Annotated in this window: 26 protein-coding genes and 1 pseudogene; 13 read left to right on the forward strand and 14 right to left on the reverse strand. The window is 70.2% G+C overall.

Features of this window, described 5'->3' with window-relative positions; genetic code table 11:
• Positions 1 to 140: 140 nt before the first annotated feature.
• Together ACZ7L7_RS05930 and ACZ7L7_RS05935 are read left to right on the forward strand one after the other, a co-directional pair.
• Positions 141 to 1,394, forward strand: a complete 1,254-nt coding sequence (locus ACZ7L7_RS05930) for a PTS transporter subunit EIIC (protein WP_285510823.1) — start codon at positions 141 to 143, stop codon at positions 1,392 to 1,394.
• Positions 1,395 to 1,641: 247 nt separating this feature from the next.
• Positions 1,642 to 2,878: pseudogene (locus tag ACZ7L7_RS05935) on the forward strand (IS30 family transposase).
• A gap of 69 nt (positions 2,879 to 2,947) precedes the next feature.
• Here ACZ7L7_RS05935 and ACZ7L7_RS05940 read toward each other — a convergent pair.
• On the reverse strand, positions 2,948 to 3,700 hold the full coding sequence (locus ACZ7L7_RS05940; RefSeq protein WP_472075014.1) for an MBL fold metallo-hydrolase: 753 nt from the start codon (positions 3,698 to 3,700) through the stop codon (positions 2,948 to 2,950).
• Positions 3,701 to 3,912: 212 nt separating this feature from the next.
• Between ACZ7L7_RS05940 and ACZ7L7_RS05945 the strand changes: the two genes are divergently transcribed.
• Positions 3,913 to 4,341, forward strand: a complete 429-nt coding sequence (locus tag ACZ7L7_RS05945; RefSeq protein WP_472075016.1) for a type II toxin-antitoxin system PemK/MazF family toxin — start codon at positions 3,913 to 3,915, stop codon at positions 4,339 to 4,341.
• Between the two features lie 27 nt (positions 4,342 to 4,368).
• Here the strand turns inward: ACZ7L7_RS05945 and ACZ7L7_RS05950 are convergent, their stop codons facing one another.
• The 7 genes from ACZ7L7_RS05950 to clpS form a co-directional block, all read right to left on the reverse strand.
• Positions 4,369 to 5,319, reverse strand: a complete 951-nt coding sequence (locus tag ACZ7L7_RS05950; protein WP_472075018.1) for a PLP-dependent cysteine synthase family protein — start codon at positions 5,317 to 5,319, stop codon at positions 4,369 to 4,371.
• A gap of 5 nt (positions 5,320 to 5,324) precedes the next feature.
• Positions 5,325 to 5,603: a MoaD/ThiS family protein gene (locus ACZ7L7_RS05955; RefSeq protein ID WP_285510820.1), complete on the reverse strand. Its 279-nt coding sequence runs from the start codon at positions 5,601 to 5,603 to the stop codon at positions 5,325 to 5,327.
• 93 nt (positions 5,604 to 5,696) lie between these two features.
• Entirely contained in the window at positions 5,697 to 5,792 is a 96-nt protein-coding gene (locus ACZ7L7_RS05960) for a putative leader peptide (protein ID WP_352230189.1), read from the reverse strand.
• Between the two features lie 146 nt (positions 5,793 to 5,938).
• Positions 5,939 to 6,361, reverse strand: coding sequence for a M67 family metallopeptidase (locus tag ACZ7L7_RS05965; RefSeq protein ID WP_093720804.1), 423 nt, complete (start codon positions 6,359 to 6,361; stop codon positions 5,939 to 5,941).
• Between the two features lie 80 nt (positions 6,362 to 6,441).
• Positions 6,442 to 7,866, reverse strand: a complete 1,425-nt coding sequence (locus tag ACZ7L7_RS05970) for an amino acid permease (RefSeq protein WP_453604913.1) — start codon at positions 7,864 to 7,866, stop codon at positions 6,442 to 6,444.
• A 350-nt stretch (positions 7,867 to 8,216) separates the two neighbouring features.
• Positions 8,217 to 8,825: a DUF2017 domain-containing protein gene (locus ACZ7L7_RS05975; protein ID WP_453604915.1), complete on the reverse strand. Its 609-nt coding sequence runs from the start codon at positions 8,823 to 8,825 to the stop codon at positions 8,217 to 8,219.
• A 12-nt stretch (positions 8,826 to 8,837) separates the two neighbouring features.
• Positions 8,838 to 9,155, reverse strand: a complete 318-nt coding sequence (clpS, locus tag ACZ7L7_RS05980; protein WP_093720801.1) for an ATP-dependent Clp protease adapter ClpS — start codon at positions 9,153 to 9,155, stop codon at positions 8,838 to 8,840.
• Positions 9,156 to 9,212: 57 nt separating this feature from the next.
• Between clpS and ACZ7L7_RS05985 the strand changes: the two genes are divergently transcribed.
• Both ACZ7L7_RS05985 and ACZ7L7_RS05990 read left to right on the forward strand, forming a co-directional pair.
• A complete protein-coding gene (locus ACZ7L7_RS05985; RefSeq protein WP_472075021.1) occupies positions 9,213 to 10,592 on the forward strand; it encodes a nicotinate phosphoribosyltransferase in 1,380 nt (459 codons plus the stop codon).
• Between the two features lie 93 nt (positions 10,593 to 10,685).
• Positions 10,686 to 11,276, forward strand: coding sequence for an isochorismatase family protein (locus ACZ7L7_RS05990; RefSeq protein ID WP_285510816.1), 591 nt, complete (start codon positions 10,686 to 10,688; stop codon positions 11,274 to 11,276).
• Positions 11,277 to 11,424: 148 nt separating this feature from the next.
• On the opposite strand, the gene ACZ7L7_RS05995 is transcribed toward ACZ7L7_RS05990, so the two are convergent.
• Positions 11,425 to 11,769: a hypothetical protein gene (locus ACZ7L7_RS05995; protein WP_285510815.1), complete on the reverse strand. Its 345-nt coding sequence runs from the start codon at positions 11,767 to 11,769 to the stop codon at positions 11,425 to 11,427.
• Between the two features lie 122 nt (positions 11,770 to 11,891).
• Positions 11,892 to 14,243, reverse strand: coding sequence for an immune inhibitor A domain-containing protein (locus ACZ7L7_RS06000; protein ID WP_453604921.1), 2,352 nt, complete (start codon positions 14,241 to 14,243; stop codon positions 11,892 to 11,894).
• Positions 14,244 to 14,642: 399 nt separating this feature from the next.
• On the opposite strand from ACZ7L7_RS06000, the gene ACZ7L7_RS06005 reads away from it, so the two are divergent.
• Positions 14,643 to 14,900 carry a hypothetical protein gene (locus ACZ7L7_RS06005; protein WP_453604923.1) on the forward strand — a complete coding sequence of 86 codons (258 nt, stop codon included), beginning with the start codon at positions 14,643 to 14,645 and terminating at the stop codon, positions 14,898 to 14,900.
• A 19-nt stretch (positions 14,901 to 14,919) separates the two neighbouring features.
• Here the strand turns inward: ACZ7L7_RS06005 and ACZ7L7_RS06010 are convergent, their stop codons facing one another.
• The gene (locus ACZ7L7_RS06010) at positions 14,920 to 15,573 is read right to left on the reverse strand and encodes an RDD family protein (RefSeq protein ID WP_453604925.1); all 654 of its coding nucleotides are present in this window, start codon (positions 15,571 to 15,573) and stop codon (positions 14,920 to 14,922) included.
• A gap of 89 nt (positions 15,574 to 15,662) precedes the next feature.
• Positions 15,663 to 17,180, reverse strand: coding sequence for an RDD family protein (locus ACZ7L7_RS06015; protein ID WP_453604927.1), 1,518 nt, complete (start codon positions 17,178 to 17,180; stop codon positions 15,663 to 15,665).
• A gap of 266 nt (positions 17,181 to 17,446) precedes the next feature.
• Between ACZ7L7_RS06015 and ACZ7L7_RS06020 the strand changes: the two genes are divergently transcribed.
• A complete protein-coding gene (locus tag ACZ7L7_RS06020) occupies positions 17,447 to 17,923 on the forward strand; it encodes an SsgA family sporulation/cell division regulator (protein ID WP_285435140.1) in 477 nt (158 codons plus the stop codon).
• Between the two features lie 26 nt (positions 17,924 to 17,949).
• Here ACZ7L7_RS06020 and ACZ7L7_RS06025 read toward each other — a convergent pair whose 3' ends face one another.
• Positions 17,950 to 19,320 (reverse strand): FAD-binding oxidoreductase, encoded by a 1,371-nt coding sequence (locus ACZ7L7_RS06025; RefSeq protein WP_285510810.1) that lies wholly within the window; start codon positions 19,318 to 19,320, stop codon positions 17,950 to 17,952.
• A 98-nt stretch (positions 19,321 to 19,418) separates the two neighbouring features.
• On the opposite strand from ACZ7L7_RS06025, the gene ACZ7L7_RS06030 reads away from it, so the two are divergent.
• Positions 19,419 to 20,831 (forward strand): tetratricopeptide repeat protein, encoded by a 1,413-nt coding sequence (locus ACZ7L7_RS06030; RefSeq protein WP_472075025.1) that lies wholly within the window; start codon positions 19,419 to 19,421, stop codon positions 20,829 to 20,831.
• A 226-nt stretch (positions 20,832 to 21,057) separates the two neighbouring features.
• On the opposite strand, the gene hppD is transcribed toward ACZ7L7_RS06030, so the two are convergent.
• Positions 21,058 to 22,203: a 4-hydroxyphenylpyruvate dioxygenase gene (hppD, locus tag ACZ7L7_RS06035; RefSeq protein WP_285510808.1), complete on the reverse strand. Its 1,146-nt coding sequence runs from the start codon at positions 22,201 to 22,203 to the stop codon at positions 21,058 to 21,060.
• A 123-nt stretch (positions 22,204 to 22,326) separates the two neighbouring features.
• Here hppD and ACZ7L7_RS06040 point away from each other — a divergent pair, with 123 nt between their 5' ends.
• From ACZ7L7_RS06040 to ACZ7L7_RS06060, 5 genes are read left to right on the forward strand one after another with little or no spacing between them, the layout of a single operon-like run.
• Positions 22,327 to 22,806 (forward strand): Lrp/AsnC family transcriptional regulator, encoded by a 480-nt coding sequence (locus ACZ7L7_RS06040; protein WP_285510807.1) that lies wholly within the window; start codon positions 22,327 to 22,329, stop codon positions 22,804 to 22,806.
• 20 nt (positions 22,807 to 22,826) lie between these two features.
• Positions 22,827 to 23,474 (forward strand): ABC transporter permease, encoded by a 648-nt coding sequence (locus tag ACZ7L7_RS06045; protein WP_285510806.1) that lies wholly within the window; start codon positions 22,827 to 22,829, stop codon positions 23,472 to 23,474.
• Positions 23,475 to 23,502: 28 nt separating this feature from the next.
• Positions 23,503 to 24,759 (forward strand): betaine/proline/choline family ABC transporter ATP-binding protein, encoded by a 1,257-nt coding sequence (locus tag ACZ7L7_RS06050; protein ID WP_453604966.1) that lies wholly within the window; start codon positions 23,503 to 23,505, stop codon positions 24,757 to 24,759.
• Positions 24,756 to 25,598, forward strand: a complete 843-nt coding sequence (locus tag ACZ7L7_RS06055; protein ID WP_285510805.1) for an ABC transporter permease — start codon at positions 24,756 to 24,758, stop codon at positions 25,596 to 25,598. Before ACZ7L7_RS06050 ends, ACZ7L7_RS06055 begins: the two co-directional genes overlap by 4 nt.
• Positions 25,595 to 26,554 (forward strand): glycine betaine ABC transporter substrate-binding protein, encoded by a 960-nt coding sequence (locus tag ACZ7L7_RS06060; protein WP_285510804.1) that lies wholly within the window; start codon positions 25,595 to 25,597, stop codon positions 26,552 to 26,554. The genes ACZ7L7_RS06055 and ACZ7L7_RS06060 overlap by 4 nt, the downstream gene beginning before the upstream one ends.
• Positions 26,555 to 26,562: the final 8 nt, after the last annotated feature.

A 26,562-nucleotide genomic window follows, 5' to 3' on the forward strand; every position in this document is an offset into this window, starting at 1 on the left:
GCCGCGATTCGCATCGCCAGGCGGCCACCGTGCGCAGCCCTCCCATTACAGGAACCACGGGTTCCTTATGCCGCCTTCATCGTGCTACAACAGGTCTACACCACTGAGTGGTGTAGACCACCACCCGATGGAGGAAGTCTATGAGCACCGCCACCTCGCCAACGGCGGCCCCCCCGAAGAAGTGGGGATCCGGTCTTTTCCAGGGCCTGCAGAAGGTCGGCCGCAGCCTGCAGCTCCCGATCGCCGTGCTTCCGGCGGCGGGCATTCTGCTGCGACTCGGTCAGCCCGATGTGTTCGGCAAGGACGGACTGGGCTGGGACAAGGTCGCGTCGGTATTCGCCACCGCCGGCGACGCCGTCTTCGCCAATCTGCCGCTGCTGTTCTGTGTCGGCATCGCCATCGGCTTCGCGAAGAAGGCCGACGGCTCCACGGCACTGGCGGCGCTGGTCGGCTTCCTCGTCTACAAAAACGTACTGACCGCCTTCCCGATCACCGAGGCGAAGGTCACCGAGGGCGTTGACGTCGCGGCCACCTACAACGACCCCAAGGTCCTCGGTGGCATCGTGATGGGCCTGATAGCCGCCGTCACCTGGCAGCGCTACCACCGCACCAAGCTCCCCGACTGGCTCGGCTTCTTCAACGGCCGTCGTCTGGTCCCGATCCTGATGGCCTTCATCGGCACCGCCGTCGGTGTCTTCTTCGGCCTTGTCTGGGAGCCCATCGGTGACGTGATCACCAACTTCGGCGAGTGGATGACCGGCCTCGGCGCTGGTGGCGCGGCCATCTTCGGTGCCATCAACCGCGCGCTGCTGCCTGTGGGCATGCACCAGTTCGTCAACACGGTCGCCTGGCAGGAGATCGGCTCCTTCAAGGACTCCGCCGGTGCCGTCTGGCACGGTGACCTGCCCCGCTTCTTCCACGGCGACCCGACCGCCGGCCAGTTCATGACGGGCTTCTTCCCGATCATGATGTTCGCCCTCCCGGCGGCTGCCCTCGCCATCACGCACTGCGCCCGTCCCGAGCGCCGCAAGGCTGTCGGCGGCATGATGCTCTCGCTCGCGCTGACCTCGTTCGTCACGGGCATCACCGAGCCGATCGAGTTCGCGTTCATGTTCATCGCGCCGGTGTTGTACGTGATCCACGCGGTGCTGACCGCGCTCTCCATGGCCGTCACCTGGGCCCTCGGCGTCCACCACGGCTTCAGCTTCTCGGCCGGTGCGATCGACTACTTCCTCAATTGGGGTCTCGCCACCAAGCCCTGGCTGATCATCCCGATCGGTCTCGTCTTCGCCGCGATCTACTACTCCGTCTTCCGCTTCGCCATCACGAAGTGGAACCTCCCCACCCCGGGCCGCGAGCCCGAGGAGGAGGTCGAGGACCTCACCAAGGCGTGAGCCTCACCGCCTGAACAGCGACGAGGCCCCCGGAGAGCTTGGGTTCTAACGGTCCTCGCAACACCCGCAATCTGTGGGAGTTGCGAGGACCGTGGCGGTTGAGCGTGATGATCTTGCGGGGTTGAGGGAGCGTTTCCTTGCACGGCTGGATGCCGTGGGGAACGTGACCGTGGTGGCGCGAGAGCTGGGGGTGAACCGGAACACTGCTTTCGGCTGGGCCCGGAAGGCCGGACGGACCTCGGTGCGCCTGCCACGGCGGCATCCCGGGCGGGACGAGTACGAGCGGCTTCGTGCCGCCGGTGTCGCCCGCCGGGGTGCGGCCCGGCAGGTCGGTGTGAACGAGCGCACGGCCAAGGACTGGGACTGGGGCGTCAAGAAGACCCGTACCACCCGCACTTACGCCGACGGCCGCCGTGTCGACTACACCACCGGGACCGTCACGATGTGCGGCGTGACCACGGCACCGGTGGGCCTGAGCGCCCTGGAAAAGCAGCTTCACCCGCGATTCCTGACGCTCGCCGAGCGCGAGAAGATCCGCGATCTGCGCGCGGCGGGCCTGTCGCTGCGGGCGATCGGACGTGCCCCGGGACGGCCGGCGAGCACGGTCAAGCGGGAGACCGACGCGAACTCCGGCAGCGAGGGCTACCAGCCCTACGCCGCCCACCGCGCCGCCGCAGCGCGCAGGCCCCGGCCCAAGGAGCGCAAGCAGTTGCGCGAGGGACGGCTGCGTCGCTTCGTGAAGGACGGACTGCGCCGGCGGTGGTCACCCGAGCAGATCTGCCACGCTCTAACGACGAGAGCATCCCGACGACGAGAGCCTGCGGGTGAGCGTGGAGACGGTCTACCAGGCGCTGTATTTCCAGGCCCGCGGCGCCCTGAAGCGGGAAGTGCAGGCAGCCATCCGCTCCGGCCGCACCCGCCGCAAGCCGCGCCGGGACCCCCAGCGGCGCACCCCACGGTTCATCGACCCGATGGTGATGATCAGCGACCGTCCCGCCGACGTCGAGGACCGGGCCGTGCCCGGTCACCGGGAAGGCGACCTGATCATCGGCGCGGGCGGGCGCTCCGCGATCGCCACCCCGGCCGAGCGCAGCACCCGCTACACGATGCTGGTCCACCTGCCGGGCGGAGCCCACGACGCCGAGACCGTCCGCGACGGCCTCATCGCCACGATCCAGACCCTGCCCGACCACCTGCGCGGCTCTCTGACCTGGGACCAGGGCAGCGAGATGGCACGCCACAAGCAGTTCAGCATGGCCACCGGCATGCCGGTCTACTTCTGCGACCCGGCCTCGCCCTGGCAACGCGGCTCGAACGAGAACACCAACGGACTTCTGCGCCAGTACTTCCCGAAAGGCACCGACCTGAGCGTCCACAGTCCCGAAGACCTCGAACACGTCGCCCAGGAACTCAACGGCCGCCCACGCAAGACGCTCGGCTGGGATACCCCAGCCGAGCGTCTCCGTGATCTACTCACCACCTAAACCAAGTGGTGTTGCGAGGACCCCTGGAACCCAAGCTCTCCGGGGGGCCTCGTCATGTCCTCGGCCGCGTCAGATCTCGTACGTCTGCCGCGGCGCCGCCAGCGTCACCGGACCGTCGTACACCGCGCGGGCGTCCGCGAGGTTGGTCTCGGGGTCGGTCCACGGCGGGATGTGGGTCAGCACCAGGCGGCGGGCGCCCGCGCGGGCCGCCGTCTCGCCCGCCTCACGGCCGTTGAGGTGCAGGTCGGGGATGTTCTCCTTGCCGTGCGTGAACGCCGCCTCGCACAGGAACAGGTCCGTGTCCCGGGCCAGTTCGTCGAGGGTCGCGGTCACGCCCGTGTCGCCGGAGTACGTCAGGGACCTCCCGCCGTGCTCGACGCGGATGCCGTACGCCTCCACCGGGTGCGCCACCCGCTCGGTGTGCACGGTGAACGGGCCGACCTCGAAGGTGGACGGCTTGACGGTGTGGAAGTCGAAGACCTCGCTCATCGAGGAGGCCGACGGGGTGTCGGCGTAGGCCGTGGTCAGGCGGTGCTCGGTGCCCTCGGGTCCGTAGACCGGGATGGGGTCGCAGCGGCCGCCGTCGTGCCGGTAGTAGCGCGCGACGAAGTAGCCGCACATGTCGATGCAGTGGTCGGCGTGCAGATGGCTCAGGAAGATCGCGTCGAGGTCGTAGAGACCGCAGTGGCGCTGCAGCTCGCCAAGGGCGCCGTTGCCCATGTCGAGGAGCAGCCGGAAGCCGTCGGCCTCGACGAGGTAGCTCGAACAGGCCGATTCCGCGGACGGGAACGACCCCGAGCAGCCGACGACGGTGAGCTTCATGAAGCAGAAACCTCCGCTGGCGGGAAATCCGGATGGGGGGCGACGGGGGTCGTGCGGTTTGTCGAGCGTAAGGCGCGAAACGCCCGGTCGCTCCTCCGCCAAGGGCTGTTGTGGGCGAACTCACCTGTGCTGTCACCGGTTCGGCTGGCAGTGGGGCGCGGGAGGCGCGAGAAGGGCGCGCACGGCTTGGCGCGCGCCGGTAACGTCGTCGTATGGACACGTCCTGGTGGCTGGCGCTCGCGGCGGTGGTGCTGCTGGCGCTGGTCGCCGCGCTGGTGGACGGGTGGGGGCGCAGGTCCTCGGCGCGGTCGGCCCGGCGCCGGCCGGCGGTGCGGCCGCGGCCCACGGAGATCTGGTGGGCGAGTGTGCCCTTCGAGGACCGGCCCGGTGCGAAGGACCGGCCGTGTCTGGTGCTGGCGGTGCACGGCAGGCGGGTGCGGGTCGCGAAGATCACCAGCCGGTATCACGACGAGCGGTCCGGGGTGATCCCGCTGCCGCCGGGCGCGGTGGGCGACGCGCAGGGCCGGGCGAGCTTCCTGGAGACGGACGAGCTGCGCGAGGTGCCGGTGTGGGGCTTCCGGAAGAAGGTGGGGGTGGTGGACCCGGTCCTGTGGGACCAGGTCCGTCACCTGGCGTCGTAGCCCGCGTCGTAGCCCGCGGGGGGGGGCTCACGCCCAGAGCTGGCCCTGGAGCGTCTCGATGGCCTCTTCGGTGGTGGCCGCGGTGTAGACGCCCGTGGAGAGGTACTTCCAGCCGCCGTCGGCGACGACGAAGACGATGTCGGCGGACTCCCCCGCCTTGACGGCCTTCTTGCCGACCCCGATCGCCGCGTGCAGGGCGGCGCCGGTGGAGACGCCCGCGAAGATGCCCTCCTGCTGGAGCAGTTCCCGGGTGCGGGTGACCGCGTCGGCGGAGCCGACGGAGAAGCGGGAGGTGAGGACGGAGGCGTCGTACAGCTCGGGAACGAAGCCCTCGTCGAGGTTGCGCAGGCCGTAGACGAGGTCGTCGTAGCGCGGCTCGGCGGCGACGATCTTCACGTCCGGCTTGTGCTCGCGCAGGTAGCGGCCGACGCCCATGAGGGTGCCGGTGGTGCCCAGGCCCGCCACGAAGTGGGTGACGGAGGGCAGGTCGGCGAGGATCTCGGGGCCGGTGGTGGCGTAGTGGGCGCCCGCGTTGTCGGGGTTGCCGTACTGGTAGAGCATCACCCAGTCGGGGTGCTCGGCGGCCAGCTCCTTGGCGACGCGCACGGCGGTGTTGGAGCCGCCCGCGGCCGGGGAGGAGATGATCTGAGCGCCCCACATGCCGAGCAGGTCCCGGCGTTCCTGGGAGGTGTTCTCGGGCATCACGCAGACCATGCGGTAGCCCTTGAGCTTGGCCGCCATGGCCAGGGAGATGCCGGTGTTGCCGCTGGTCGGCTCCAGGATGGTGCAGCCGGGGGTGAGCCGGCCGTCCTTCTCCGCCTGCTCGATCATGTGCAGGGCCGGGCGGTCCTTGACCGAGCCGGTGGGGTTGCGGTCCTCCAGCTTGGCCCAGATGCGGACCTCGGCGGACGGCGACAGCCGCGGCAGGCGCACCAGAGGGGTGTTGCCCACCGCGGCCAGCGGGGAGTCGTAGCGCATGTGGATCAGGCCATGCCGCCGGCCACGGCCGGCAGGATCGTGACGTTGTCGCCGTCGGAGAGCTTGGTGTTGATGCCGTCGAGGAAGCGGACGTCCTCGTCGTTCAGGTAGACGTTGACGAACCGGCGCAGCTGTTCGCCGTCCACGATGCGGGCCTGGATGCCCGCATGCCGGGTCTCCAGGTCCTGGAACAGCTCGGCGAGGGTGTCTCCGCTGCCCTCCACCGCCTTCTGACCGTCGGTGTACGTGCGGAGGATGGTGGGGATGCGGACCTCGATGGCCATGGCAAGGGGCTCCTGTCGGAAAAAGTGGTCTGGTCTCGGTGGGCGCGCATCGGCGCGCCGCGGCTGCGCGGCCCTACGGCTACAGCGGGCGGGTCAACAGATGGCGCTGCTCAGCCTGCACAGGTCGACGTGCAGCCGCGCAACGAGCAGCGTGCCCGGCGCTTTGTCGCCCACGTCGAGAAGAACCATGGGGTCATCGTATCGATTCCCGGACCGCCCCCTGGAGTGTGATCTCACAGGGCGGACATGAATCATCCGGGGTGTGAGATCGGGGCGCGAGGAACCTACTGATCAGTACGCGATCAGCAGGCGATCAGTACGCGCTCAGTACGCGCTCAGTACGCCTCGACGATCTTGACTTCCTCCTCCGTGACCTCGCCCTCCAGGATCCGGAAGGAGCGGAACTGGAACTCGCCGAGGCCGTCGGTGTCGGCGGTGGAGACCAGGACGTAGTGGGCGCCGGGCTCGTTGGCGTAGGAGATGTCGGTGCGGGAGGGGTAGGCCTCGGTCGCGGTGTGCGAGTGGTAGATGACCACCGGTTCCTCGTCGCGGTCGTCCATCTCGCGGTAGAGCTTGAGCAGGTCGCCGGAGTCGAACTCGTAGAAGGTGGGCGACATCGCCGCGTTCAGCATCGGGATGAAGCGCTCGGGGCGGTCGCTCCCGGCCGGGCCCGCGATGACGCCGCACGCCTCGTCGGGGTGGTCCTTGCGCGCGTGCGCGACGATCTGGTCGACGAGGGCCTGGGTGATGGTCAGCATCTGGCCAGGATAAGCAAACAGGCCGCCCCGTACCGATGGGTGGTACGGGGCGGCCCGAATGCCGGACGGCTGGGATGGGGTCAGCCGACCTTCTCGAATTCCGGGTCGCGGCGCTCGGTGACCTCGGGGCTGCGGGACTTCAGTACCAGCCAGCCGATGCCGAGGGCGGCGGCCCAGCCGGCCATCACGTAGAGGCAGACCCGGGAGTCGGCGTCGTAGGCGATGAGGCCGGTGACGAAGAGCAGGAAGACGATGGCGATCCAGCTGCACTTCGCGCCGCCCGGGGCGGGGAAGGACGAGGCGGGCAGGCGGCCCGCGTCGACCGCTCGGCGGTACAGGACGTGGCTGACGAGGATCATGAGCCAGGTCCAGATGCCGGCCGCGGTGGCGACCGAGACGACGTAGCCGAAGGCCTTCTCCGGGACGATGTAGTTCAGGACCACACCGATGCCCATGAACAGCACCGAGACGGTGATGCCGAAGGCGGGCGTCTTGGTGGAGGACAGCTTGCTGAAGACCTTCGGGGCCTCGCCGTTGTCCGCGAGCGTGCGCAGCATGCGGCCGGTGGAGTACATGCCCGAGTTGCAGGAGGACAGGGCGGCGGTGAGCACCACGAAGTTGACGATGCCCGCGCCGGCCGGGATGCCGATGACGGCGAACGCCTTCACGAAGGGGCTGACGCCCTCGGCGAACTCGGTCCACTTCACCACGCAGAGGATGACGGTGAGGGCGCCGACGTAGAACAGGGCGATACGCCAGGGCAGGGTGTTGATCGCCTTGGGGAGGGTCTTCTCGGGGTTCTCCGACTCGCCCGCGGTGACGCCGACGAGCTCGACGGCGAGGTAGGCGAACATGACGCCCTGGAGGGTCATCAGGGAGGAGCCGATGCCCTTGGGGAAGAAGCCGTCGAAGGCCCACAGGTTGGAGACGGCGGCGCTGTCACCGGCGTTGCTGAAGCCGAAGGTGAGGACGCCGAGGCCGATCACGATCATGCCGATGATCGCGGTGACCTTGACCATCGAGAACCAGAACTCGATCTCGCCGAACAGCTTCACCGAGATCAGGTTGGCGCCGAACAGGATGACCAGGAACACCAGCGCGGACGTCCACTGCGGGACCTCCGGGAACCAGTAGTTGATGTAGATCGCGGCGGCGGTCAGTTCCGCCATACCGGTGACGACCCACATCAGCCAGTACGTCCAGCCGGTGAAGTAGCCGAAGAACGGGCCGAGGAATTCGCGGGAGTACTCCGCGAACGAGCCCGAGACCGGGCGGTACAGGAGCAGCTCGCCGAGCGCCCGCATGATGAAGAAGATGATCACGCCCGCGAGGGCGTACATGACGATGAGGCTGGGGCCGGCCTTGGCGATGTTCGCCCCGGCGCCCAGGAAGAGGCCGACGCCGATGGCGCCGCCGATGGCGATCATCTGGACCTGGCGGCTGCCGAGTCCGCGCTCGTAGCCCTCTTCCGGTGCTTTGTCCGTGTCGACCTGAGCGGAGGTCATATGTAGTCGTGCGCCTTTCTCCACGCCGACCCGGGCCTCTTGTCGGCCTCGGACCGGATCTCGATCCCCCCGGATGATGGAGCGGTGCCTGGCCGACGATGGTCGGCTCGGTGGCGCACCCGGCCGAACATTCGGGTGGTGTTCGCGCCGAGCGGTCTGAAGATTTATCACGGCCGCGACGCTGATCACGTGGCGCGGATGTGGTCCATCACACAGGGAGAAGCGCGCAAACAGGGCGCAAAAGGTGCACAGGGGGCCGAGAGGTTGACGTGATCGTTATCCGGATTTGAGCGTCCGCTGAGCGAACTCACGGATCGGTCGCAACCGTCGCACTTGGGGCACGTGTGTGTTCAGCGCATGAGGGTGGAGACGAGGGTCTCCTGCAGTCCGCCCAGCCAGAGGTAGGCCATCACCATCGGCTTGCGCGGGTCCTCGTCCGGGAGGCGGTAGAGCAGCTCGGTGTCGTCCTCGTCGGCGATGTCGAGGCGGGAGCCGATCGCCAGGCGCAGGTCGTTGAGGGCGCCGAGCCACTGCCGGGACTCGTCCGGGTCCAGCTTCAGTACGGCGCCGCCGTCACCGGCGGACTCGGTGCTGAGCCCGTTCAGGGTGCGGATCACCGCGAGGGCGTTCTCCCGCTTGCCGGCGCGCAGGTCGTTCTCGGTGTAGCGGCGGAACTCGGCGGAGTAGGCGCGCTGTTCCTCGGCCTGCTCGGGGCCGGGGGTGCCCTCGGGGTCGCTGTAGGCGTCCGGGAAGAGGCGGCGCAGGACGGGGTCGGCGGGCGGCTCGCTCGGGCCGTCGGTGAAGAGTTCGGCGAGCGGGTCGTCGGAGGTGTCCTCGCCGGGGCCCGGGCCGATCAGCTCCAGGAGCTGCACGGCCAGGGACCGGATGATGGAGATCTCGACGTCGTCGAGGGCGACGGCCGCGCCGCCGCCGGGGAGCGGTTCGAAGGTTCCTGGCATCAGCGCTGGTCGCTACTTCCGGTCCTGCTGGAGGGTGGCCCACAGTCCGTATCCGTGCATCGCCTGCACGTCGCGTTCCATCTCCTCGCGGGTTCCGCTGGAGACGACCGCCCGGCCCTTGTGGTGGACGTCGAGCATGAGCTTGGTGGCCTTGTCCTTGGGGTAGCCGAAGTACGTCTGGAAGACGTACGTCACGTAGCTCATGAGGTTGACCGGGTCATTGTGGACGATCGTGACCCAGGGGACGTCGGGCTCGGGGACAGCGAAGACCTCTTCCGCCGACTCGGTGCGTTCGATCTCTACGGGAGCGGGTGACGTCACACAGCCCATGCTGCCACGCTCCCCATAAATCGTCACACTGACGCGAAGTGCGGTATGGTCGTTGCCATGAACACAGCGGACCTTGGGCTGCCAGAAGAAGAAGGGCGCGAAGCGCTTCCTCAGAAGGGTGGTGGTGGGCGACGGGTGGGGGTTCCGTCGACGGCGCTCTTCACGGACCAGTACGAGCTGACGATGCTCCAGGCGGCCCTCCGGGCGGGCACGGCCGAACGGCGGAGCGTGTTCGAGGTCTTCACGCGCCGGCTGCCCAACGGGCGGCGGTACGGGGTGGTCGCGGGCACCGGACGGGTGCTGGACGCGGTGGAGAACTTCCGGTTCGACGAGGGCGTCCTCGGCTTCCTGCGGGAGCAGGCCGTCGTCGACGAGCGGACGCTGGACTGGCTGGCGGACTACCGCTTCAGCGGTGACATCTGGGGCTACCCCGAGGGCGAGGTGTACTTCCCCGGCTCGCCGATCATGCGGGTCGAGGGCTCCTTCGCCGAGTGCGTGCTGCTGGAGACGGTGATCCTCTCCATCCTCAACCACGACTCCGCGATCGCCGCCGCGGCCTCCCGGATGTCGTCCGCCGCCGGGGACCGGCCGCTGATCGAGATGGGGGCCCGGCGCACCCACGAGCTGTCCGCGGTCGCCGCCTCGCGCGCCGCCTACCTGGGCGGTTTCACCTCCACCTCCGACCTGGCGGCGGGCTTCCGCTACGGCATCCCGACCGTCGGCACCTCCGCGCACGCCTTCACCCTGCTGCACGACACCGAACGGGACGCGTTCCGGGCCCAGGTCGACTCCCTCGGCCGGGGCACGACGCTGCTGGTGGACACGTACGACGTCGCCGAGGCGGTCCGTACGGCCGTCGAGGTGGCCGGGCCCGAGCTGGGGGCCGTCCGGATCGACTCCGGTGACCTGCTGCTGGTGGCGCACCGGGTGCGGCAGCAGCTGGACGAGCTGGGGGCGCGGGACACGAGGATCATCGTGACCTCGGACCTGGACGAGTACGCCATCGCCTCGCTGGCCGCCGCGCCGGTGGACGCGTACGGGGTGGGCACCCAGCTGGTGACCGGCTCGGGGCACCCGACCTGCTCGATGGTCTACAAGCTGGTCGCCCGTGCCGCCTCCGCCGATCCGGCGGCGCCGCTGGTACCGGTGGCGAAGAAGTCCACCGGGGGCAAGACCTCCATCGGCGGCCGCAAGTGGGCGGCGCGGCGGGTGGACGCGGAGGGTGTCGCGGAGGCCGAGGTCATCGGCACCGGACCGGTTCCGGCCGAACTGGCGGACCGGCAGTTGCTCGTGGAGCTGGTCAAGGGCGGTGACGTGGTGGCACGTGAGCCGCTGGACGTCGTACGGGACCGGCACATCGCCGCGCGGGCCCGGCTGCCGCTGTCGGCGACACAGTTGTCGCGTGGGGAACCGGTCATTCCGACGGAGTACCTGTGAGGGCGCCCGGGTAGCCAATGCGGGTGCGCCCTCCCGCGGTGCCGCCTCAGTCTCTAGGCTCGTAAGTTCACACTCCGTCGAAGGACACCCACCATGCGCCGCGCCTTGATCGTCGTAGACGTGCAGAACGACTTCTGCGAGGGGGGCAGCCTCGCGGTGGCCGGCGGGGCCGATGTCGCCGCCGCCATCACCGAGCTGGTGGGGCAGGCCGCCGGTTCGGGCTACCAGCACGTGGTCGCCACCCGGGACCACCACATCGCGCCCGGCGGCCACTTCGCCGACAACCCCGACTACGTCCACTCCTGGCCCGCGCACTGTGTCGCGGGCACCGAGGGGGTGGGCTTCCACCCGAACTTCGCACCCGCGGTCGCCTCCGGCGCCGTCGACGCCGTCTTCGACAAGGGCGCCTACGCGGCCGCGTACAGCGGCTTCGAGGGCACCGAGGAGAACGGCGTGAAGCTGGCCGACTGGCTGCGCGCCCGCTCGGTCACCGAGGTCGACGTGGTCGGCATCGCCACCGACCACTGCGTGCGGGCCACCGCCCTGGACGCGGCCCGCGAGGGCTTCCGTACCCAGGTCCTCCTGGACCTGACGGCGGGGGTCGCGGCGGAGACGACGGACCGGGCCCTGGAGGAGATGCGGCAGGCGGGCGTCGAGCTCACCGGCAAGCCGGTCGTGACCTGAGCCCGCCTGCGCCGGTGCCTCGGTCGCGGCCTGAGCCCGCCCTACGCCTGTGCCGCCGGTCACGGCCTGAGCCCGCCCTGCACCGGTGCCTCGGTCGCGGCCCGACCCGGCCCTACACCCGTGCCGCCGTTCGCGGCCCGGCCGGGCCCTACGCCGGTGCCGCCGGGCGTCTGAGCAGGGATCTGATCGGGCGCCACAGCTCCTGCTCCAGGTCCGCGGGCGGGGTGACGCCCAGGTCGGGGGCCGTGCGCCATATCAGGCCGTCCGGATGGTGGAGGACCGCGGTGATCTCGTCCGGGGTCGGAGGCGCCAGGTTGCCGCGCAGGTAGACGGCCCGCAGACCCAGGTTCCGGAGCCTGGTCAGGGCCCGGGCCCGGTTGCGGGCGTGGACGAGGACGCGGACCGAGCCCGTGCCGTCGGCGGACGGCGAGGGCAGGTTCAGCGCCACCACCACGCTGCCGGTCGGCAGCTTGCAGAAACCTCCTGCGGCCATGCGGTCACACCCCCGTGTGCGTCGGTGTCAATAAGAGAGCCACAGGACGCACCTAAACACGGATCGGCGGCAACCCGCCAGGGGGTCACCGCCGATCTCGCTCTGACCTGGGCAGATGCTAATTACCTGCCCGCTTTGCCAACCTCAAGCTCGATCGTGGAGCCGTCCTTGGCCTCCTTGGTGATCTTGATCTTGGTGTTGGTGTCAGTGATCTTGACGCCACCGGTCGGGTTCGACTCGTCGTAGTAGTCGTCCTTCCGGTCGTTGAAGACCGAAACACCCTTCGAGCCCGGAATCGACTTCGCGACGCCCGCCTTGTGCAGCGTGATGCCGTCGCTGCGGAAGGTGCTGAACGGCGAGTCGTAGGCCTGGATGCGGTTGCGCATCAGCGTGCCGTCGGTCCACTTCAGCGCGGTCGGGTGGGAGTCGATCGGCAGGATCAGACCGGTACCCGGGTGCTGGCTGGTGTTGTTGTCCGCCTGGGAGGTGTCCCACTTCCAGATCAGCAGACCGTTCTGGTACGCGTAGTGCTCGACCCAGTCCGGGCGGTCGGCGAAGCCGAAGTTGTACGGACCGACCTTGAGGGTCTTGTCGTACGACACGTACTGCCGGTTCTCGGCGATGTAGTACTGCGCGTAGTCCTTGGTGAAGGACGCGCCGATACGGGAGAAGCCGGTCGCCTTCCAAGCGGCGTCCGCGGTCTCGGCGTTGTCGGTGAACAGCGCCGCACCGTCCGCGGTCACGGAGATCGCGTCGGCCGCGAAGCCCTTCTGGGCCACGCCGCCGTCGGTCTGGTAGCGGAAGCGCAGGTCGACCTTCTGACCCGCGTAGGCGTCCAGGGAGAACGCGAACTTCTTGTAGCCGTCGAGCGTGCCGTGCAGCGCGGGCTTGTCACTGCCGTCGCGCGGGATCGGCTGACCGTCCACCGTGCCGTCGATCGCGGTCCAGTTGGCGCCGCCGTCGGTCGACACCTCGGTGTAGAGGTAGTCGTAGTTGGCCTCGATGTCGTACCAGCCGTCGAAGGTCAGCTCGGCCTTCGACTTGCCGGTGAGGTCCACCGAACGGGTCAGCGTGTTCTTGAGGTTGTCACCGCTGCCGCTCCACCACTGGGTCTGGCCCTCGGCGGGAGTGACGATCTCGGTGGTGACGGCCTTCTTCGGCAGATTGACGACCAGCGCCTGCTTGTGCTTGGTGTTGTACTCGGCAACGCCCAGCTTGTGCCAGGAGTTGACCCCGGCCTTGGCGGTGTCGTAGTTCAGCCAGCCGAGCTGGAGCTTGTCCCAGGCGGTCATGTCGCCGGGCAGGTCGCCGATCTCCTTCTTGCCCTTGCCGAGCCAGGAGCCGGACGACATCAGCGTCCAGAAACCGGTGGAGTTCTCGCCGCCGTTGGTGTCGTAGAGGTCCGGCAGACCGAGGTCGTGGCCGTACTCGTGGGCGAAGACACCGAGTCCGCCGTTCTCCGGCTGGATGGTGTAGTCGCCGACCCAGATACCGGTGTCGCCGATCTTCGCACCGCCGAGCTTGTTGTTCTCGGGGCCGGTGGCACCGGCGTCGGTGCCGAAGGCGTACCAGCGGTGCGCCCAGATCGCGTCCTCGCCCTGGACGCCGCCGCCGGCGGACTCGTCCTCACCGGCGTGCACGATCTGGAAGTGGTCGATGTAGCCGTCCGGCTCGTTGAAGTCGCCGTCGCCGTCGAAGTCGTAGCGGTCCCACTCGTCGTAGCGAGCGACGTCCGCCTTGATCTGGGCGTCGGTGCGGCCGGCCGCCTTCTGCTGGGCGACCCAGGCGTTCAGACCGTCGCTGACGACGTTCCACACGCTCGGGCAGTTGCTGTCGCCGCAGGCGTTGTTGCCGTAACGGGCCTCGTTGTAGGGGACCTTGACCCAGTCGGAGACCTCGCCCTCGACCGAGTAACGGCCCGAGGACTGCTTCTCGTAGTACGTCTTGACCGAGTCCACGTTCTTGCCGTGGCCGAAGTACAGGTCGTCGAAGTACTGCTGGTCGTAGTCCTCGCGCCAGGCCGTGGAGTTGTCCTTCTTCCGGTTCGGCTTGGCAATCTGGTTGTGCAGGGGACCGGGGGTGCCGCCGTAGCGGCTGTCTATCTGGTCCCCGAACTCCACCAGGATGGTGAAGATCTTGTCGGTCTTCTCACGGCCGAGCTCGACGTACTTGCTGTCGCCCTTCTTGCTCTTGAGCTGGACGACCTTCGAGCCCTTGCGGTTCTTCACCGAAGCCTTGCCGGAGAGGACCTGGTTCAGGGCCTCCTCGCGCTGGGCGGCCTGAGTGTCGCTCAGGGGGCCTTTGAGGTCGTGCGAGTCCGTACCCTTCGCAGGGTGCGGGTCGTGGCGGTCCACGGCCTCCGGCCGGGCCGGCGAGTCCGCCTGTGCCACGCCGGCGGCGGACAGCGTGGCGGCGGCCGCCGCGAGCGCGACAGCGGTGGCCGCCGCTCTGAACGTCCAGGGTCTGCTGGTCACTTGAGATCCTCCCCCGCGTTGTGCGCGCGCGACGGGAGGGTTCCTGGTCATGGAGATTCGCGCGCGCGTGATCAACGCGTGTAGTCAAGTGACGACATTTGACTAGAGGTTCAGCAGAAAAGACAGACCTTGACTTGAGCAGGTCAATTGCACTATGCGGAGTCGCGATCCGCTTTACGGACACCCGCGGCATACTCGACAGGCGCGTGACACCGTCCAGTTCGTGGACTCCATGACTCCGTGCGCCCCCTGTGCACCGGTACTGTTGGTTAGGTCACGCTTACTGTTCGTTCCGCTCGGGCATGCACGCGATTAGAGTCGACTGGCGGAACGCCCAGAAGTTGGCGGAATGCCAGGCCCCCACCCCCGTGTACCCCCGATTCCGAGGACACGATCATCATGCCTCGTCCGACCGCCGCACAGCTCGCCTACGGTTCGTGCACCGTACTTCTGTCGACCCTCGCCATGCTGCTGCTGTCACAGACGAGTTCGGGTGCGGCCATCGCGCTCATCGCCGTCGCGGCACTCGCCCTCGGACTGCTGGTGGCGCTGACCGTACCCAGGCCCAAGGCGCGCGTCGTCGCGATCCGCCGCCCGGCTCCCGCCGTCCAGCAGGACGCGCCCGCCCCGGCACCGGTTCCCGAGCGCGCCGCCTGACCCGCGCCGCGCCACCGCCTCAACGCGTGCTGACCACCACCGTCTTGGCCGCCTTGTCGTGCAGGCCCTGCCGGTAGGGCTTGTCGAAGAAGCTCCAGCCGCCGCAGATCGCGGTCCAGACGCAGGCACAGCAGAACGCGAACGGGATCCACAGCACCAGCGCGCGCACCAGCGAGGTCTGCACGGAGGGCGTGGCTCCGTTGTCCAGGTTGGCCACTCGCATGCCCAGCCACTTCTTGCCGAGCGTCTGGCCGGTCCGGGACATCGTGAAGGTGTCGTAGGCGATGTAGAGGACAGCGGCGATCGCGGACTGGACGAGCGACTTGCCGTAGTTGACGTTGTCGGCGCTCATGTCCAGCTCGTTGACCCGGAACGCCCAGGTGAGCAGCCACACCACCACGGCCACCATGATCATGTCGATGATCCGGGCCAGGGTGCGTCGGCCGCCGTCCGCGAGCGGCGGCATCCCGGCCAGCGGATCGGCCGGGTAGCCGCCCCCGCCGTAGGGGTCACCGCCGTAGGGGCCGCCGTACGGCGGCGGCTGGCGGTCGTACGGCGAGCCCGCGCCGTCGTACGGCGAGCCCGCGCCGGAGTCCCCGGGCGGGGGCTGCTTCCTGAACGGGTCGTCCTCGGGCGGCTGTCCGCCGGAGCCGGGGGGCGGTTCACTGCTCATGGCCCGAGTCGACCGCGAACCCCCGGTTCCCGCATCCGGCGAGCGGCCGTCCGGGGTACGGAATCATCCGCGCCGTTCGCCGTACCGGGTCATCCCGCCACGAACGTATTCGCGGCCTTGTCGTGCCAGCACTGCCGCCACGGCTTGTCGAACAGGCACCACAGGACGCCCACGACCCCGATCACCAGCAGTGCGGGGACGCTGTAGACGAGCCAGCGGCGCAGCGCCCCGCCGAAGGTGGGCGGTTCGTGGGCCTCGATGTCGCGCACTTCGAGCCCGAGCAGCTTCTTGCCGAGCGTGCGGCCCCACTTGGCGGTGGGCAGCGCCTCGTAGAGCGCGCCGAAGACCAGCAGGACGCCCAGCACGATGCCGAGGTAGACGGAGGTCGTGGAGTCCAGCAGCCAGACGGTGACGGTCTCTCCGGAGAACCGGGCCGCGTCGATCTTCTGCTCGATGTGGTCGAGCGCCTTGGTGCCGAGCGGTACGGCGGCCACCGCGGTGACGCCGAGCACGACGACGGTGTCCAGCAGCCGAGCCGTGAACCGCCTGCCCAGGGAGGCGGGCCGGGCGGACGCCTGGCGCCGGGCGGCTGCCTGGAAGGGGTCCTCGACCGGGGGCTTCCAGGGCGCGACCGGCTGGTCCTCGCCGGCCAGCCGGTGCACCTGCTGGGCCCAGGAGGGCTGACCGCCGCCGGGGCCACTGGTGAGCGGGGTGGAGGCGGCGCCCTGGGCGGGGACCTGCGGCGCGGGCCGCGGGCCGGGCTGCGCCGGGGCCGCCGGTGCCGCCTGCGGCCCGGACAGGGCCGTGGGGGCGGCTGCCGGGGCCTGTTGGGGCTGCGCGGCGGCGCGCTGGGCGGCGGCCTTCCCGGCGCCGAACCCGGGGCCCTGCGGGGCGGACCCGGCCGTGACCGGTGTCCCCACGGCCCCACTTGCCCCTTGTCCCGGGGGCGAGCCCGCCGTGCGCCCCTGCTGTGCCGGGGATGCTCCGTCCGGGCTCCCCGTGCGCGGGGAGAGGGCACGGAAGGTCATGGTGCCGTCGTCGGTGCCGGCGTCCTGCGCGGCCGGTCCGGGGGTCGGGCGGCGGAAGACGAAGGTGTTGTTCGCGGCTGCCGCGTCGTCGGAGTCGTGGTCGGCCGGCGGGATGGTGGCAGTGCCGTCGGTGCTGTGGGTGCCGCCGTCGGCGCTCGCGGCGGCGGTGCCTGTGGCGGTCCGGGGATCGGGTGCCGGGGTACGGGGGTCCGGGGCGCCCCAGGAGACCCGGCGGTCCTGGTCGCCGCCGAAGCCGGACTGGCGGGAGCGGTCGGCGCCCCAGGCGGAGGCGGGCTCGGGACGGCTGCCGTGCTGGGCCTGTGCGGGGGCGGCGGGTTCGGCCGGGTCCTCGTCGAAGAAGTGCGGGCCGGTCTCCTCGACCGGCGGGACGGACCCGGCCTGCGCCGGGCCCGCGCCGGGCGGCGGGGCGAGCGGCTCGCCGTCCGAAGGCGCCGGACGGCTGGTGCCCGGCACCCAGGCGGTGCCGTTCCAGTACCGGACATATCCAGGAATGGACGGGTCCGGGTAATACCCTTCGCGGGGCCTGTCGTCACCGGGGGCCGGGGTTGGGGCGCTCATGTCCGTCGTCCCGTATCTGCTCGGGGGTCATTGGAGGGGCTCCACATCTATCAGACGCGGGCAACCCCCACCGCCAGTCCCGCCGTACCCACCCCTTTCCGGGCAACCTCGCGCAAGGGCGCCACAGGCCCGGAAACGGCGTGCGCAGGGAAGTGCGGAAAAAAGTTTCCCGAACCCGCGTAATGCTCCGAGCCAAACCCGCTCTCCACTCGTACGGGCCCACAGCCGGACCCGTACGAACGTCGTCAGAGAGGACACCTCACACCATGTACCCCACCGTTGTGGAGCGGGAGCTGGAGCTCAAGCTGGTGCTGTCGCCCGAGCGCAGCATCGCCGTCCCGGCCCGGCTGAGCTACACCAGCGACGACCCCTTCGCCGTGCACATCACCTTCCACATCAACTCCGACCATCCCGTCAACTGGACCTTCGCCCGCGAGCTGCTGGTGGAGGGGGTGTTCCGGCCGTGCGGGCACGGGGACGTGCGGGTGTGGCCGACGAAGGTGGAGGGGCGCAGCGTGGTGCTGATGGCGCTCAGCTCGCCCGACGGGGACGCCCTGCTGGAGGCGCCGGCCGCGCAGGTGTCGGCCTGGCTGGAGCGCACCCTGCGGGTGGTCCCGCCGGGCACCGAGGCCGACCAGCTCGGCATCGACGACGGGCTCGCGGAGCTGCTGGCGCCGACCCCGGCCGACGATCTGTGGCTGTGCGACCCGTGGCCGTCGGACGAGTCGAAGGACGGCGAGTGAGCGGGGGCGGTTGGGTCTGGGGCTGCTCAGAAGAGCTTGCCCGGGTTGAGGATGCCGAGCGGGTCGAAGACCTGCTTGATGCCGCGCTGCAACTCCACTCCGACGGGGCCGATCTCGCGGGCCAGCCACTCCTTCTTCAGCACGCCGACGCCGTGCTCGCCGGTGATGGTGCCGCCCAGTTCCAGACCGAGCGCCATGATCGCGTCGAAGGACTCGCGGGCCCGCCGGGACTCGTCCTCGTCGTTCGCGTCGAAGCAGACCGTGGGGTGGGTGTTGCCGTCACCCGCGTGGGCGACGACGCCGATGGTCAGCCGGTGCTTCTCGGCGATCCGCTCGACCCCGTCGAGCATGTCGCCGAGCCGGGAGCGCGGTACGCACACGTCGTCGATCATGGTCACGCCGCGCACGGCCTCCAGCGCCGTGAGCGACAACCGGCGCGCCTGGAGCAGCAGTTCGGACTCGGCGGTGTCCTCGGCGGGCACCACCTGGGTGGCCCCGGCGGCCTCGCACAGCGCGCCGACGGCGGCCAGGTCCGGCGCGGGGTCCGGGGTGTCGAAGGCGGCCAGCAGCAGCGCCTCGGTGGTCTCCGGCAGGCCCATGTGCGCCAGGTCGTTGACCGCCTTGACGGTCGTACGGTCCATGAGTTCCAGCAGGGACGGCACGTGGCCGCCGGCCATGATCCGGCACACCGCGTCGCAGGCCGCGGCGGCGGAGGCGAACTCGGCGGCCAGCACCAGCTGGCGGGGCGGCTGCGGCTTGAGCGCGAGGACCGCCCGGACGACGATGCCGAGGGAGCCCTCGGAGCCGACGAACAGCCGGGTCAGGTCGTACCCGGCGACGCCCTTGGCGGTGCGGCGGCCGGTGGACATCAGGCGGCCGTCGGCCAGGACGACGTCGAGGCCGAGCACGTACTCGGCCGTCACCCCGTACTTCACGCAGCACAGGCCGCCCGAGGCGGTGCCGATGTTGCCGCCGATCGTGCACTGCTCCCAGCTGGAGGGGTCCGGCGGGTAGCACAGACCGTGCTCGCCGACCGCGCGGGACAGCGCGGCGTTGACGACTCCGGGTTCGACGACGGCGATGCGGTCGACGGGGTTGATCTCCAGGATGCGGTCCATCCTCACCAGCGACAGCACGATGCAGCCGTCGGTGGCGTTGGCGCCGCCGGACAGGCCGGTGCGGGCGCCCTGCGGGACGACAGGGACGCGCAGCTCGGTGGCGGTGCGCATGACGTGCTGGACCTGTTCGACCGTGCGCGGCATCACCACCACGGCCGGGGCGCCGGCCGGGCAGAAGCTGGCCATGTCGTTGGCGTAGGAGGCCGTGACGTCGGGGTCGGTGAGGACCGCCTCGGCGGGCAGGCCGGTGAGCAGACGGTTCACGAGGTCGTGGCTCATGATCACAGCCTGACACCGGGGGCCATCGGTGTGAACCCCGCTACCGGGGGGCTTTGGGTGCGGGAATGCGGTCGTCGTACTGACGCACAGTGAGCGCCATGGACAACCAACAGGAAGGGCGCGAGGAGCGGCGCCCATGGATCGGCCGGCGGGCGCTGATCGGCGCGGTCGCGGGGTGTGCGGTGCTCGGCGGATTGCTGGTGCTGGTGCCGTGGGGGCCGTCGGGGGGCGGGCCGCCCGCTCCGGCGCCGGGGGCGCAGGCGCTGGCCGCGGTGACCACGGGTGTTCCGGCCGCGCTGCCCGACCTGGCGGTGCTGATCGAGGAGCGGGAGAGCCATCTGCGGCGCAATCCGAAGGACGCGGAGTCCTGGGCGGTGCTGGGGGTGGCCTATGTGGAGCAGGGGCGGCGGACCGCGGACCCGGCGTACTTCCCGAAGGCGGAGCGGGTGCTGAAGACCTCGCTGAAGGTGCGCCCGAAGGGGAACGTGGAGGCGCTCGGCGGGCTCGCCACGCTGGCGAACGCGCGCCGTGACTTCCCCGCCGCGCGCAAGTGGGCGGAGGCGGCGCGGGAACTGGCGCCGCGGCGCTGGACGACGTACCCGCTGCTCATCGACGCGTACACGGGGATGGGCCAGTACAAGGCGGCCAAGAAGAGCCTGGACCGGATGCTGGAGCTGGGCTCGGGCCCGGCGGTGCTGGCGCGGGCCGGGGCCGTCTACCGGGACCACGGCTGGCGCGAGGACGCGGCGGCCTCCTTCTCCGACGCGGCGGCCTCGGCCGAGTCCCCGGCGGAACGGGCCGCGTATCTGGAGCGGGGCGGCCAGCTGGCCTGGGAGCGCGGCGACCGGGACGCGGCACTGCGCCACTTCCGGCAGGCGGTGCGCCTGGACCCCGACCAGCGGGCGGCGCTCGCCGGGCAGGGCCGGGCGCTGGCGGCACTGGGCCGCACGACGGAGGCGCTGAGCGCGTACCGCAGGGCGCTGGCCCGGCAGCCGCTCCCCCAGTACGCGCTGGAGCTGGGCGAGTTGTACGAGGCGCTGGGGCTGGGGCAGGCGGCCCGGGTCCAGTACGACCTGCTGCGTGAGCGGGTGCGTACGGCGGAGGCCGGCGGGGCCGACGAGGCGCTGGTGCTGGGCCTGTTCGAGGCGGACCACGACGACCCGGAGTCGGCGGTACGGCGCCTGCGCGCGGAGTGGGAACGGCAGCCCGGCATCGCGGTCGCGGACGCCCTGGGCTGGGCCCTGCACCAGGCGGGCGAGGACGAGGAGGCCCTGCGCTACGCCCGCATCGCCACGGACCGCACGAAGGGCGGCGCCGTGCGCAACGCCCTGTACTCCTACCACCGCGGCATGATCGAGCGGGACCTGGAGCTCACCGGCCCGGCCCGCCGCCACCTCCAGGAGGCACTGCGGATCAACCCGTACTTCTCCCCACTGCACGCACCGCGCGCCCACCGGGCCCTGAAGGCCCTGGGCGAGCCCGCGCCGGAACCGCTGACGGAGTTCGAGTAGAGCCCCTTACGCCACGCGGGCGACGCGGCGCGGGGCGGGGCGGGGCCGGCCCACGCCCCGTCACGGAACAGCCGACCGCCCCACGCCGGACTCCGCCCGCCCACGTGAAGCCCAGCGCCCCGCCCGGCGCAGCGCGACGGCGAGCCGGGCGGTCCCGGGCGCGTCGGGCGGCACGAAGCGGTTTGCTGCGGCCATGGCGGCCCCGGCAGGCGGCTCGTGTCGGTGGCTAGAGATTCCCCCGCCTCGCCTGCTCGCGTTCTATCGCCTCGAACAGGGCCTTGAAGTTGCCCTTGCCGAAGCCCATGGAGCCGTGGCGTTCGATGAGCTCGAAGAAGACCGTCGGGCGGTCCTGGACCGGCTTGGTGAAGATCTGGAGCAGGTAGCCGTCCTCGTCGCGGTCGGCGAGGATCTTCAGCTCGCGCAGGGTCTCCACGGGGACGCGGGTGTCGCCGACCCAGTCACCGAGGGTGTCGTAGTAGGAGTCCGGGGTGTCGAGGAACCGCACCCCGGCCGCGCGCATGGTGCGTACCGTCTGCACGATGTCGTTGGTGTTCAGCGCGATGTGCTGGACACCGGCGCCGCCGTAGAACTCCAGGTACTCGTCGATCTGGGACTTCCGCTTGGCGACGGCGGGCTCGTTGATCGGGAACTTGACCTTGAGCGTGCCGTCGGCGACCACCTTGGACATCAGGGCGCTGTACTCGGTGGCGATGTCGTCGCCCACGAACTCCTTCATGTTCGTGAAGCCCATGACCTTGTTGTAGAAGCCCACCCACTCGTTCATCCGGCCCAGCTCGACGTTGCCGACGCAGTGGTCGATCGCCTGGAAGGTGCGCTGTGCGGGCGGCTCGACGATCGGGTCGGTGGCCACGTAACCGGGCAGGTAGGGGCCGGTGTAGCCGGAGCGGTCGACGAGGGTGTGCCGGGTCTCGCCGTACGTGGCGATCGCGGCCAGCACCACCGTGCCGTGCTCGTCCTTCAGCTCGTACGGCTCGGCCACGGAGGTCGCGCCGTGCTCGACGGCGTAGGCGTACGCCCGCCGCGCGTCCGGGACCTCGATGGCGAGGTCGACGACGCCGTCGCCGTGCTCGGCCACGTGCCGGGCGAGGAAGCGGCCCCAGTCGGTGGCGGGCTTGATCACGGAGGTGAACACGAAGCGGGCGGAGCCGTTCTCCAGTACGTAGGAGGCGGTCTCGCGGCTGCCGTTCTCCGGTCCGGAGTAGGCGACCAGCCGCATGCCGAAGGCCGTGGAGTAGTAGTGCGCCGCCTGCTTGGCGTTGCCGACGGCGAACACGACCGCGTCCATTCCCTTGACCGGGAAGGGGTCTGCCTGCCGGGCGGTGTCGGGAGTGTGGTGTGTGGTCTGTGTCATATATGCAGGCTGGCTCTGCCCCACATAGTGCGCAATAGTGTGCCTTTCCACTGGGCAGGTTGCTCAGCGCCATGCCCGTGCGTACGGGCTTTCTGTACAGGTTGACCAGTGCCGGGAGGGCTCATGGCGATCGATCAACTGGACGGCCGGATCCTCGTGCTGCTGGCGCAGGAGCCGCGGATCGGGGTGCTGGAGATGTCCCGGCGGCTGGGCGTGGCGCGCGGGACCGCGCAGGCCCGGCTGGACCGGCTTCAGTCGAACGGAGTCATCCGCGGATTCGGTCCGCAGGTGGACCCGGCGGCGCTCGGATACCCGGTCACCGCCTTCGCCACGCTCCAGATCCGGCAGGGCCAAGGGGCCGATGTACGGGCCCACTTGGCGACCGTTCCGGAGGTGCTGGAGCTGCACACGACCACCGGCAGCGGGGACATGCTGTGCCGGCTCGTGGCCCGCTCGAACGCCGATCTGCAGCGGGTCATCGACCGGGTTGTCGGTTTTGATGGGATCGTCCGGGCCTCCACCGCGATCGTCATGGAGAACCCCGTTCCGCTGCGGATCATCCCGCTGGTGGAGCAGGCGGCGGAGGACCAGCGCGGCCAGTAGAAGACCGGCGGGGTGAGCGGATGAGCTTCTGGGAGTACCTGAGCACGCGCCACCAGCAGCTGCTCGCGGACGCCTGGCAGCACGCGAGCGCCGTCTTCCAGTGCACCCTCGTGGCGACCGTGCTCGGCGTGCTGATCGGGGTGGCCACCTACCGCAGCGAATGGGCCGGGAACCTGGCCCAGGCCACCACCGCGACCATCCTGACCATCCCCTCGCTCGCCATGATCGGCCTGCTCGTCCCGCTGGTCGGCCTGGGCGTCCCGCCCACCGTGATCGCGCTGACGCTGTACGGGCTGCTGCCGGTCGTGCGCAACGCGATCGTCGGACTGCGCGGCGTGGACCCGGCCCTGGTGGACGCGGCCACCGGCATCGGGATGTCCCGGCCGATGCGGCTGCTGCGGATCGAACTGCCGCTGGCCTGGCCGCCGATCCTGACCGGCATCCGGATCGCCACCCAGATGCTGATGGGCATCGCGGCCATCGCCGCCTTCGCCTCCGGACCGGGCCTCGGCAACGAGATCTTCCGCGGGATCGCCTCCCTGGGCAGCGCCAACGCGCTCAACCAGGTCCTCGCGGGCACCCTCGGGATCATCGTCCTGGCCCTGCTCTTCGACGCCGCGTACGTCCTGCTGGGACGGCTGACCATTCCCAGGGGGATCCGTGCCTGAGTCCGTGCCCGAGTCCGTGCCTGAGTCCGTGCCCGAGTCCCCCGCCTCCCCCGCCTCCCCCGCCTCCGGCGCCTCGATCGAGCTGGAGCACCTCAGCAAGCACTACCCGGGCAGCTCCACCCCGGCCGTCGACAGCGTCTCCATGGAGATCCAGGCGGGCGAGACGGTCGTCTTCGTCGGCCCGTCCGGCTGCGGGAAGTCCACCACCCTGAAGATGATCAACCGGCTGATCGAGCCGACCGGCGGCCGGATCCGCATCGGCGGCGAGGACGTCACCGACATCGACCCGGTCAAGCTGCGCCGCAAGGTCGGCTACGCCATCCAGTCGGCCGGTCTCTTCCCGCACATGACGGTCGCGCAGAACATCGCGCTGGTGCCGAAGATGGTCGGCTGGCCGAAGGCCCGGATCGGCGACCGGGTGGAGGAACTGCTGGACCTGGTCGGTCTGGACCCCGGCGAGTTCCACGGCCGCTATCCCCGTCAGCTCTCCGGCGGCCAGCAGCAACGCGTGGGCGTGGCCCGGGCGCTGGCCGCCGATCCCCCGGTGCTGCTGATGGACGAGCCGTTCGGCGCGGTCGACCCGATCACCCGCGACCACCTCCAGGACGAACTGATCCGGCTCCAGCACGAACTGCACAAGACGATCGTCTTCGTTACCCACGACTTCGACGAGGCGATCAAACTGGGGGACCGGATCGCCGTGCTGCGCGAACGCTCGCACATCGCCCAGTTCGACACCCCGGAGGCGATCCTCACCAACCCCGCCGACGACTTCGTCTCCGGCTTCGTCGGCGCGGGCGCGGCCCTGAAACGGCTGAACCTGACCCGGGTGCGGGACGTGGCGATCACCGGCTGTCCGACGGTCACCGTCGACGACCCGCTGCAGGAGATCTTCAACAAGCTCCGCTCCAGCGGCACCAACGAGATCCTGCTCCTCGACAAGCGCCGCCGCCCCTACAAGTGGCTGCGCCGCGGCGACCTGATGCGTGCCAAGGGCTCGCTCGCCCGCGCGGGCACCCTGGTGCACGACACCGTCACCCGGGACGCCACCCTGCGCGACGCCCTGGAGGCGGTGCTCACCGACAACGCGGGCCGGGTCGCGGTCACCGGACGGCGCGGCGAGTACGAGGGCGTCGTGGACATGGAGACGCTGATGAACTCCGTGCACGAACTGCTGGAGGCCGACCGGCTGGAGGCGCTGGAGGCCCAGCACGAGCTGGAGTCGGTACGGGCCGGGCAGACCCGCGCCGAACAGGAGGGCTCCGTGGGGGAGGCGAAGGCGTGACCACTTCCCCGGAGCGGCAGCGCCCCGGCTTCCCCGACGAGGGTTTCCGCGACGAGGGCGAGGCCGAGCAGGAGGCGCCGCCGCCCCCGCCGGTCCACCGGCGCCGGCTGACCTGGCAGAAGCTGACGATCCTGCCGTCGGTGCTGGTGGCCCTGCTGCTGGGCACCTGGCTGTGGTTCCAGCAGGCGGATCTGGACCCGATCACCGAGAACGCCCTCTCCGACGGCCAGGTCTCCAAGGCGCTGTGGCAGCACGTGGAGCTGACGGTGATCTCCACGTTCTTCGTACTGATCATCGCCATTCCGCTGGGCGTCCTGCTGACCCGCAAGGCCTTCCGCAGGTTCACCCCGATCGCCATGACCGTCGCCAACATGGGCCAGGCCACCCCGGCGATCGGCCTGCTCGCCCTGCTGGTGATCTGGCTCGGCACCGGCATGAGGTCGGCCCTGATCGGCATCACCCTCTACGCCATCCTGCCGGTGCTGTCGAACACGATCGCCGGACTGAAGGGCAACGACCCCGCCCTGCTGGAGGCGGCCCGCGGTATCGGCATGTCCCCGATCGGCGTGCTGGCCCGGGTCGAGATGCCGCTGGCGGTCCCGCTGATCCTGGCCGGTGTGCGCACCGCCCTGGTCCTGAACGTCGGTACGGCGACCCTGGCCACCTTCGGCGGCGGCGGGGGCCTCGGCGTCCTGATCACCACCGGGATCACCAACCAGCGCATGCCGGTGCTGATGCTCGGCTCGATCCTCACCGTGGCACTCGCCCTGCTGGTGGACTGGCTGGCGTCCCTGGCCGAGCTGCTGCTCCGGCCGCGCGGCTTGGAGGCGGGGACATGAGACGGGCGGCCTGCGTACTGCTGGCCGGGACGCTGCTCACGGCCTGCGGACTGACCAGCGGCTCCCCCATGGTCGACGACGTCCGGCCCGGCTCCATCGGCAAGGGCGAGCCGCTCAAGGGCGCCGATCTCACCGTCACCTCCAAGGAGTTCAGCGAGCAGCTGATCCTCGGCGCGATCATGGGCATCGCCTTCCAGGCGGCCGGCGCCAAGGTCCTGGACCGCACCGGCATCCAGGGCTCCATCGGCTCGCGGGAGGCGGTCAAGCAGGGCACGGCGGACGCGGACTACGAGTACACCGGCACCGGATGGATCAACTACCTCGGCAACACCGAGCCGTTGCCCGATCCGCGCAGGCAGTGGGAGGCGGTGCGGGACGCGGACCGGGAGAACGGGGTGACCTGGCTGGAGCCGTCCCCGCTGAACAACACCTACGCGCTGGCGATGAGCCGGGAGAACTTCGAGAAGTACGGCACGAGGACGCTGTCGGACGTGGCGGAGCTGTCGCGCAAGGACCCCGGCGCGGTGACGCTGTGCGTGGAGAGCCAGTTCGCCAACCGACTGGACGGACTGCGGGGCATGGCCAAGGAGTACGGGATGGACGTCCCGGCGAAGAACATCACACAGATGGACACCGGGATCATCTACACCCAGGCGGCGAAGGGCACCTGCACCTTCGGCGAGGTCTACACGACCGACGGACGCATCAAGTCGATGGACCTGGTGGTGATGGAGGACGACCGGAAGTTCTTCCCCAACTACAACGCCGCCCCGATGGTCAACACCGAGACGCTGAAGAAGTACCCCGAGATCGCGGAGATCCTGGCGCCGATCACCAAGCGGCTGAACAACGCGGTGGCGCGGGAGCTGAACGCGCGGGTGGACGTGGACGGGGAGGACCCGCACGAGGTGGCGCTGGACTGGCTGAAGCAGGAGGGGTTCGTGAAGGAGGGGTGACTCGGCTG

The organism is Streptomyces sp. NPDC110618, assembly GCF_055657065.1.

Bases quoted from the DNA above. Each gene is read 5' to 3' on its own strand.
- ACZ7L7_RS05930 (WP_285510823.1), top strand. From the start codon at position 141: ATGAGCACCGCCACCTCGCCAACGGCGGCCCCCCCGAAGAAGTGGGGA.
- ACZ7L7_RS05940 (WP_472075014.1), bottom strand. From the start codon at position 3,700: ATGAAGCTCACCGTCGTCGGCTGCTCGGGGTCGTTCCCGTCCGCGGAA.
- ACZ7L7_RS05945 (WP_472075016.1), top strand. From the start codon at position 3,913: ATGGACACGTCCTGGTGGCTGGCGCTCGCGGCGGTGGTGCTGCTGGCG.
- ACZ7L7_RS05950 (WP_472075018.1), bottom strand. From the start codon at position 5,319: ATGCGCTACGACTCCCCGCTGGCCGCGGTGGGCAACACCCCTCTGGTG.
- ACZ7L7_RS05955 (WP_285510820.1), bottom strand. From the start codon at position 5,603: ATGGCCATCGAGGTCCGCATCCCCACCATCCTCCGCACGTACACCGAC.
- ACZ7L7_RS05960 (WP_352230189.1), bottom strand. From the start codon at position 5,792: ATGGTTCTTCTCGACGTGGGCGACAAAGCGCCGGGCACGCTGCTCGTT.
- ACZ7L7_RS05965 (WP_093720804.1), bottom strand. From the start codon at position 6,361: ATGCTGACCATCACCCAGGCCCTCGTCGACCAGATCGTCGCGCACGCG.
- ACZ7L7_RS05970 (WP_453604913.1), bottom strand. From the start codon at position 7,866: ATGACCTCCGCTCAGGTCGACACGGACAAAGCACCGGAAGAGGGCTAC.
- ACZ7L7_RS05975 (WP_453604915.1), bottom strand. From the start codon at position 8,825: ATGCCAGGAACCTTCGAACCGCTCCCCGGCGGCGGCGCGGCCGTCGCC.
- clpS (WP_093720801.1), bottom strand. From the start codon at position 9,155: ATGGGCTGTGTGACGTCACCCGCTCCCGTAGAGATCGAACGCACCGAG.
- ACZ7L7_RS05985 (WP_472075021.1), top strand. From the start codon at position 9,213: ATGAACACAGCGGACCTTGGGCTGCCAGAAGAAGAAGGGCGCGAAGCG.
- ACZ7L7_RS05990 (WP_285510816.1), top strand. From the start codon at position 10,686: ATGCGCCGCGCCTTGATCGTCGTAGACGTGCAGAACGACTTCTGCGAG.
- ACZ7L7_RS05995 (WP_285510815.1), bottom strand. From the start codon at position 11,769: ATGGCCGCAGGAGGTTTCTGCAAGCTGCCGACCGGCAGCGTGGTGGTG.
- ACZ7L7_RS06005 (WP_453604923.1), top strand. From the start codon at position 14,643: ATGCCTCGTCCGACCGCCGCACAGCTCGCCTACGGTTCGTGCACCGTA.
- ACZ7L7_RS06010 (WP_453604925.1), bottom strand. From the start codon at position 15,573: ATGAGCAGTGAACCGCCCCCCGGCTCCGGCGGACAGCCGCCCGAGGAC.
- ACZ7L7_RS06015 (WP_453604927.1), bottom strand. From the start codon at position 17,180: ATGAGCGCCCCAACCCCGGCCCCCGGTGACGACAGGCCCCGCGAAGGG.
- ACZ7L7_RS06020 (WP_285435140.1), top strand. From the start codon at position 17,447: ATGTACCCCACCGTTGTGGAGCGGGAGCTGGAGCTCAAGCTGGTGCTG.
- ACZ7L7_RS06025 (WP_285510810.1), bottom strand. From the start codon at position 19,320: ATGAGCCACGACCTCGTGAACCGTCTGCTCACCGGCCTGCCCGCCGAG.
- ACZ7L7_RS06030 (WP_472075025.1), top strand. From the start codon at position 19,419: ATGGACAACCAACAGGAAGGGCGCGAGGAGCGGCGCCCATGGATCGGC.
- hppD (WP_285510808.1), bottom strand. From the start codon at position 22,203: ATGACACAGACCACACACCACACTCCCGACACCGCCCGGCAGGCAGAC.
- ACZ7L7_RS06040 (WP_285510807.1), top strand. From the start codon at position 22,327: ATGGCGATCGATCAACTGGACGGCCGGATCCTCGTGCTGCTGGCGCAG.
- ACZ7L7_RS06045 (WP_285510806.1), top strand. From the start codon at position 22,827: ATGAGCTTCTGGGAGTACCTGAGCACGCGCCACCAGCAGCTGCTCGCG.
- ACZ7L7_RS06060 (WP_285510804.1), top strand. From the start codon at position 25,595: ATGAGACGGGCGGCCTGCGTACTGCTGGCCGGGACGCTGCTCACGGCC.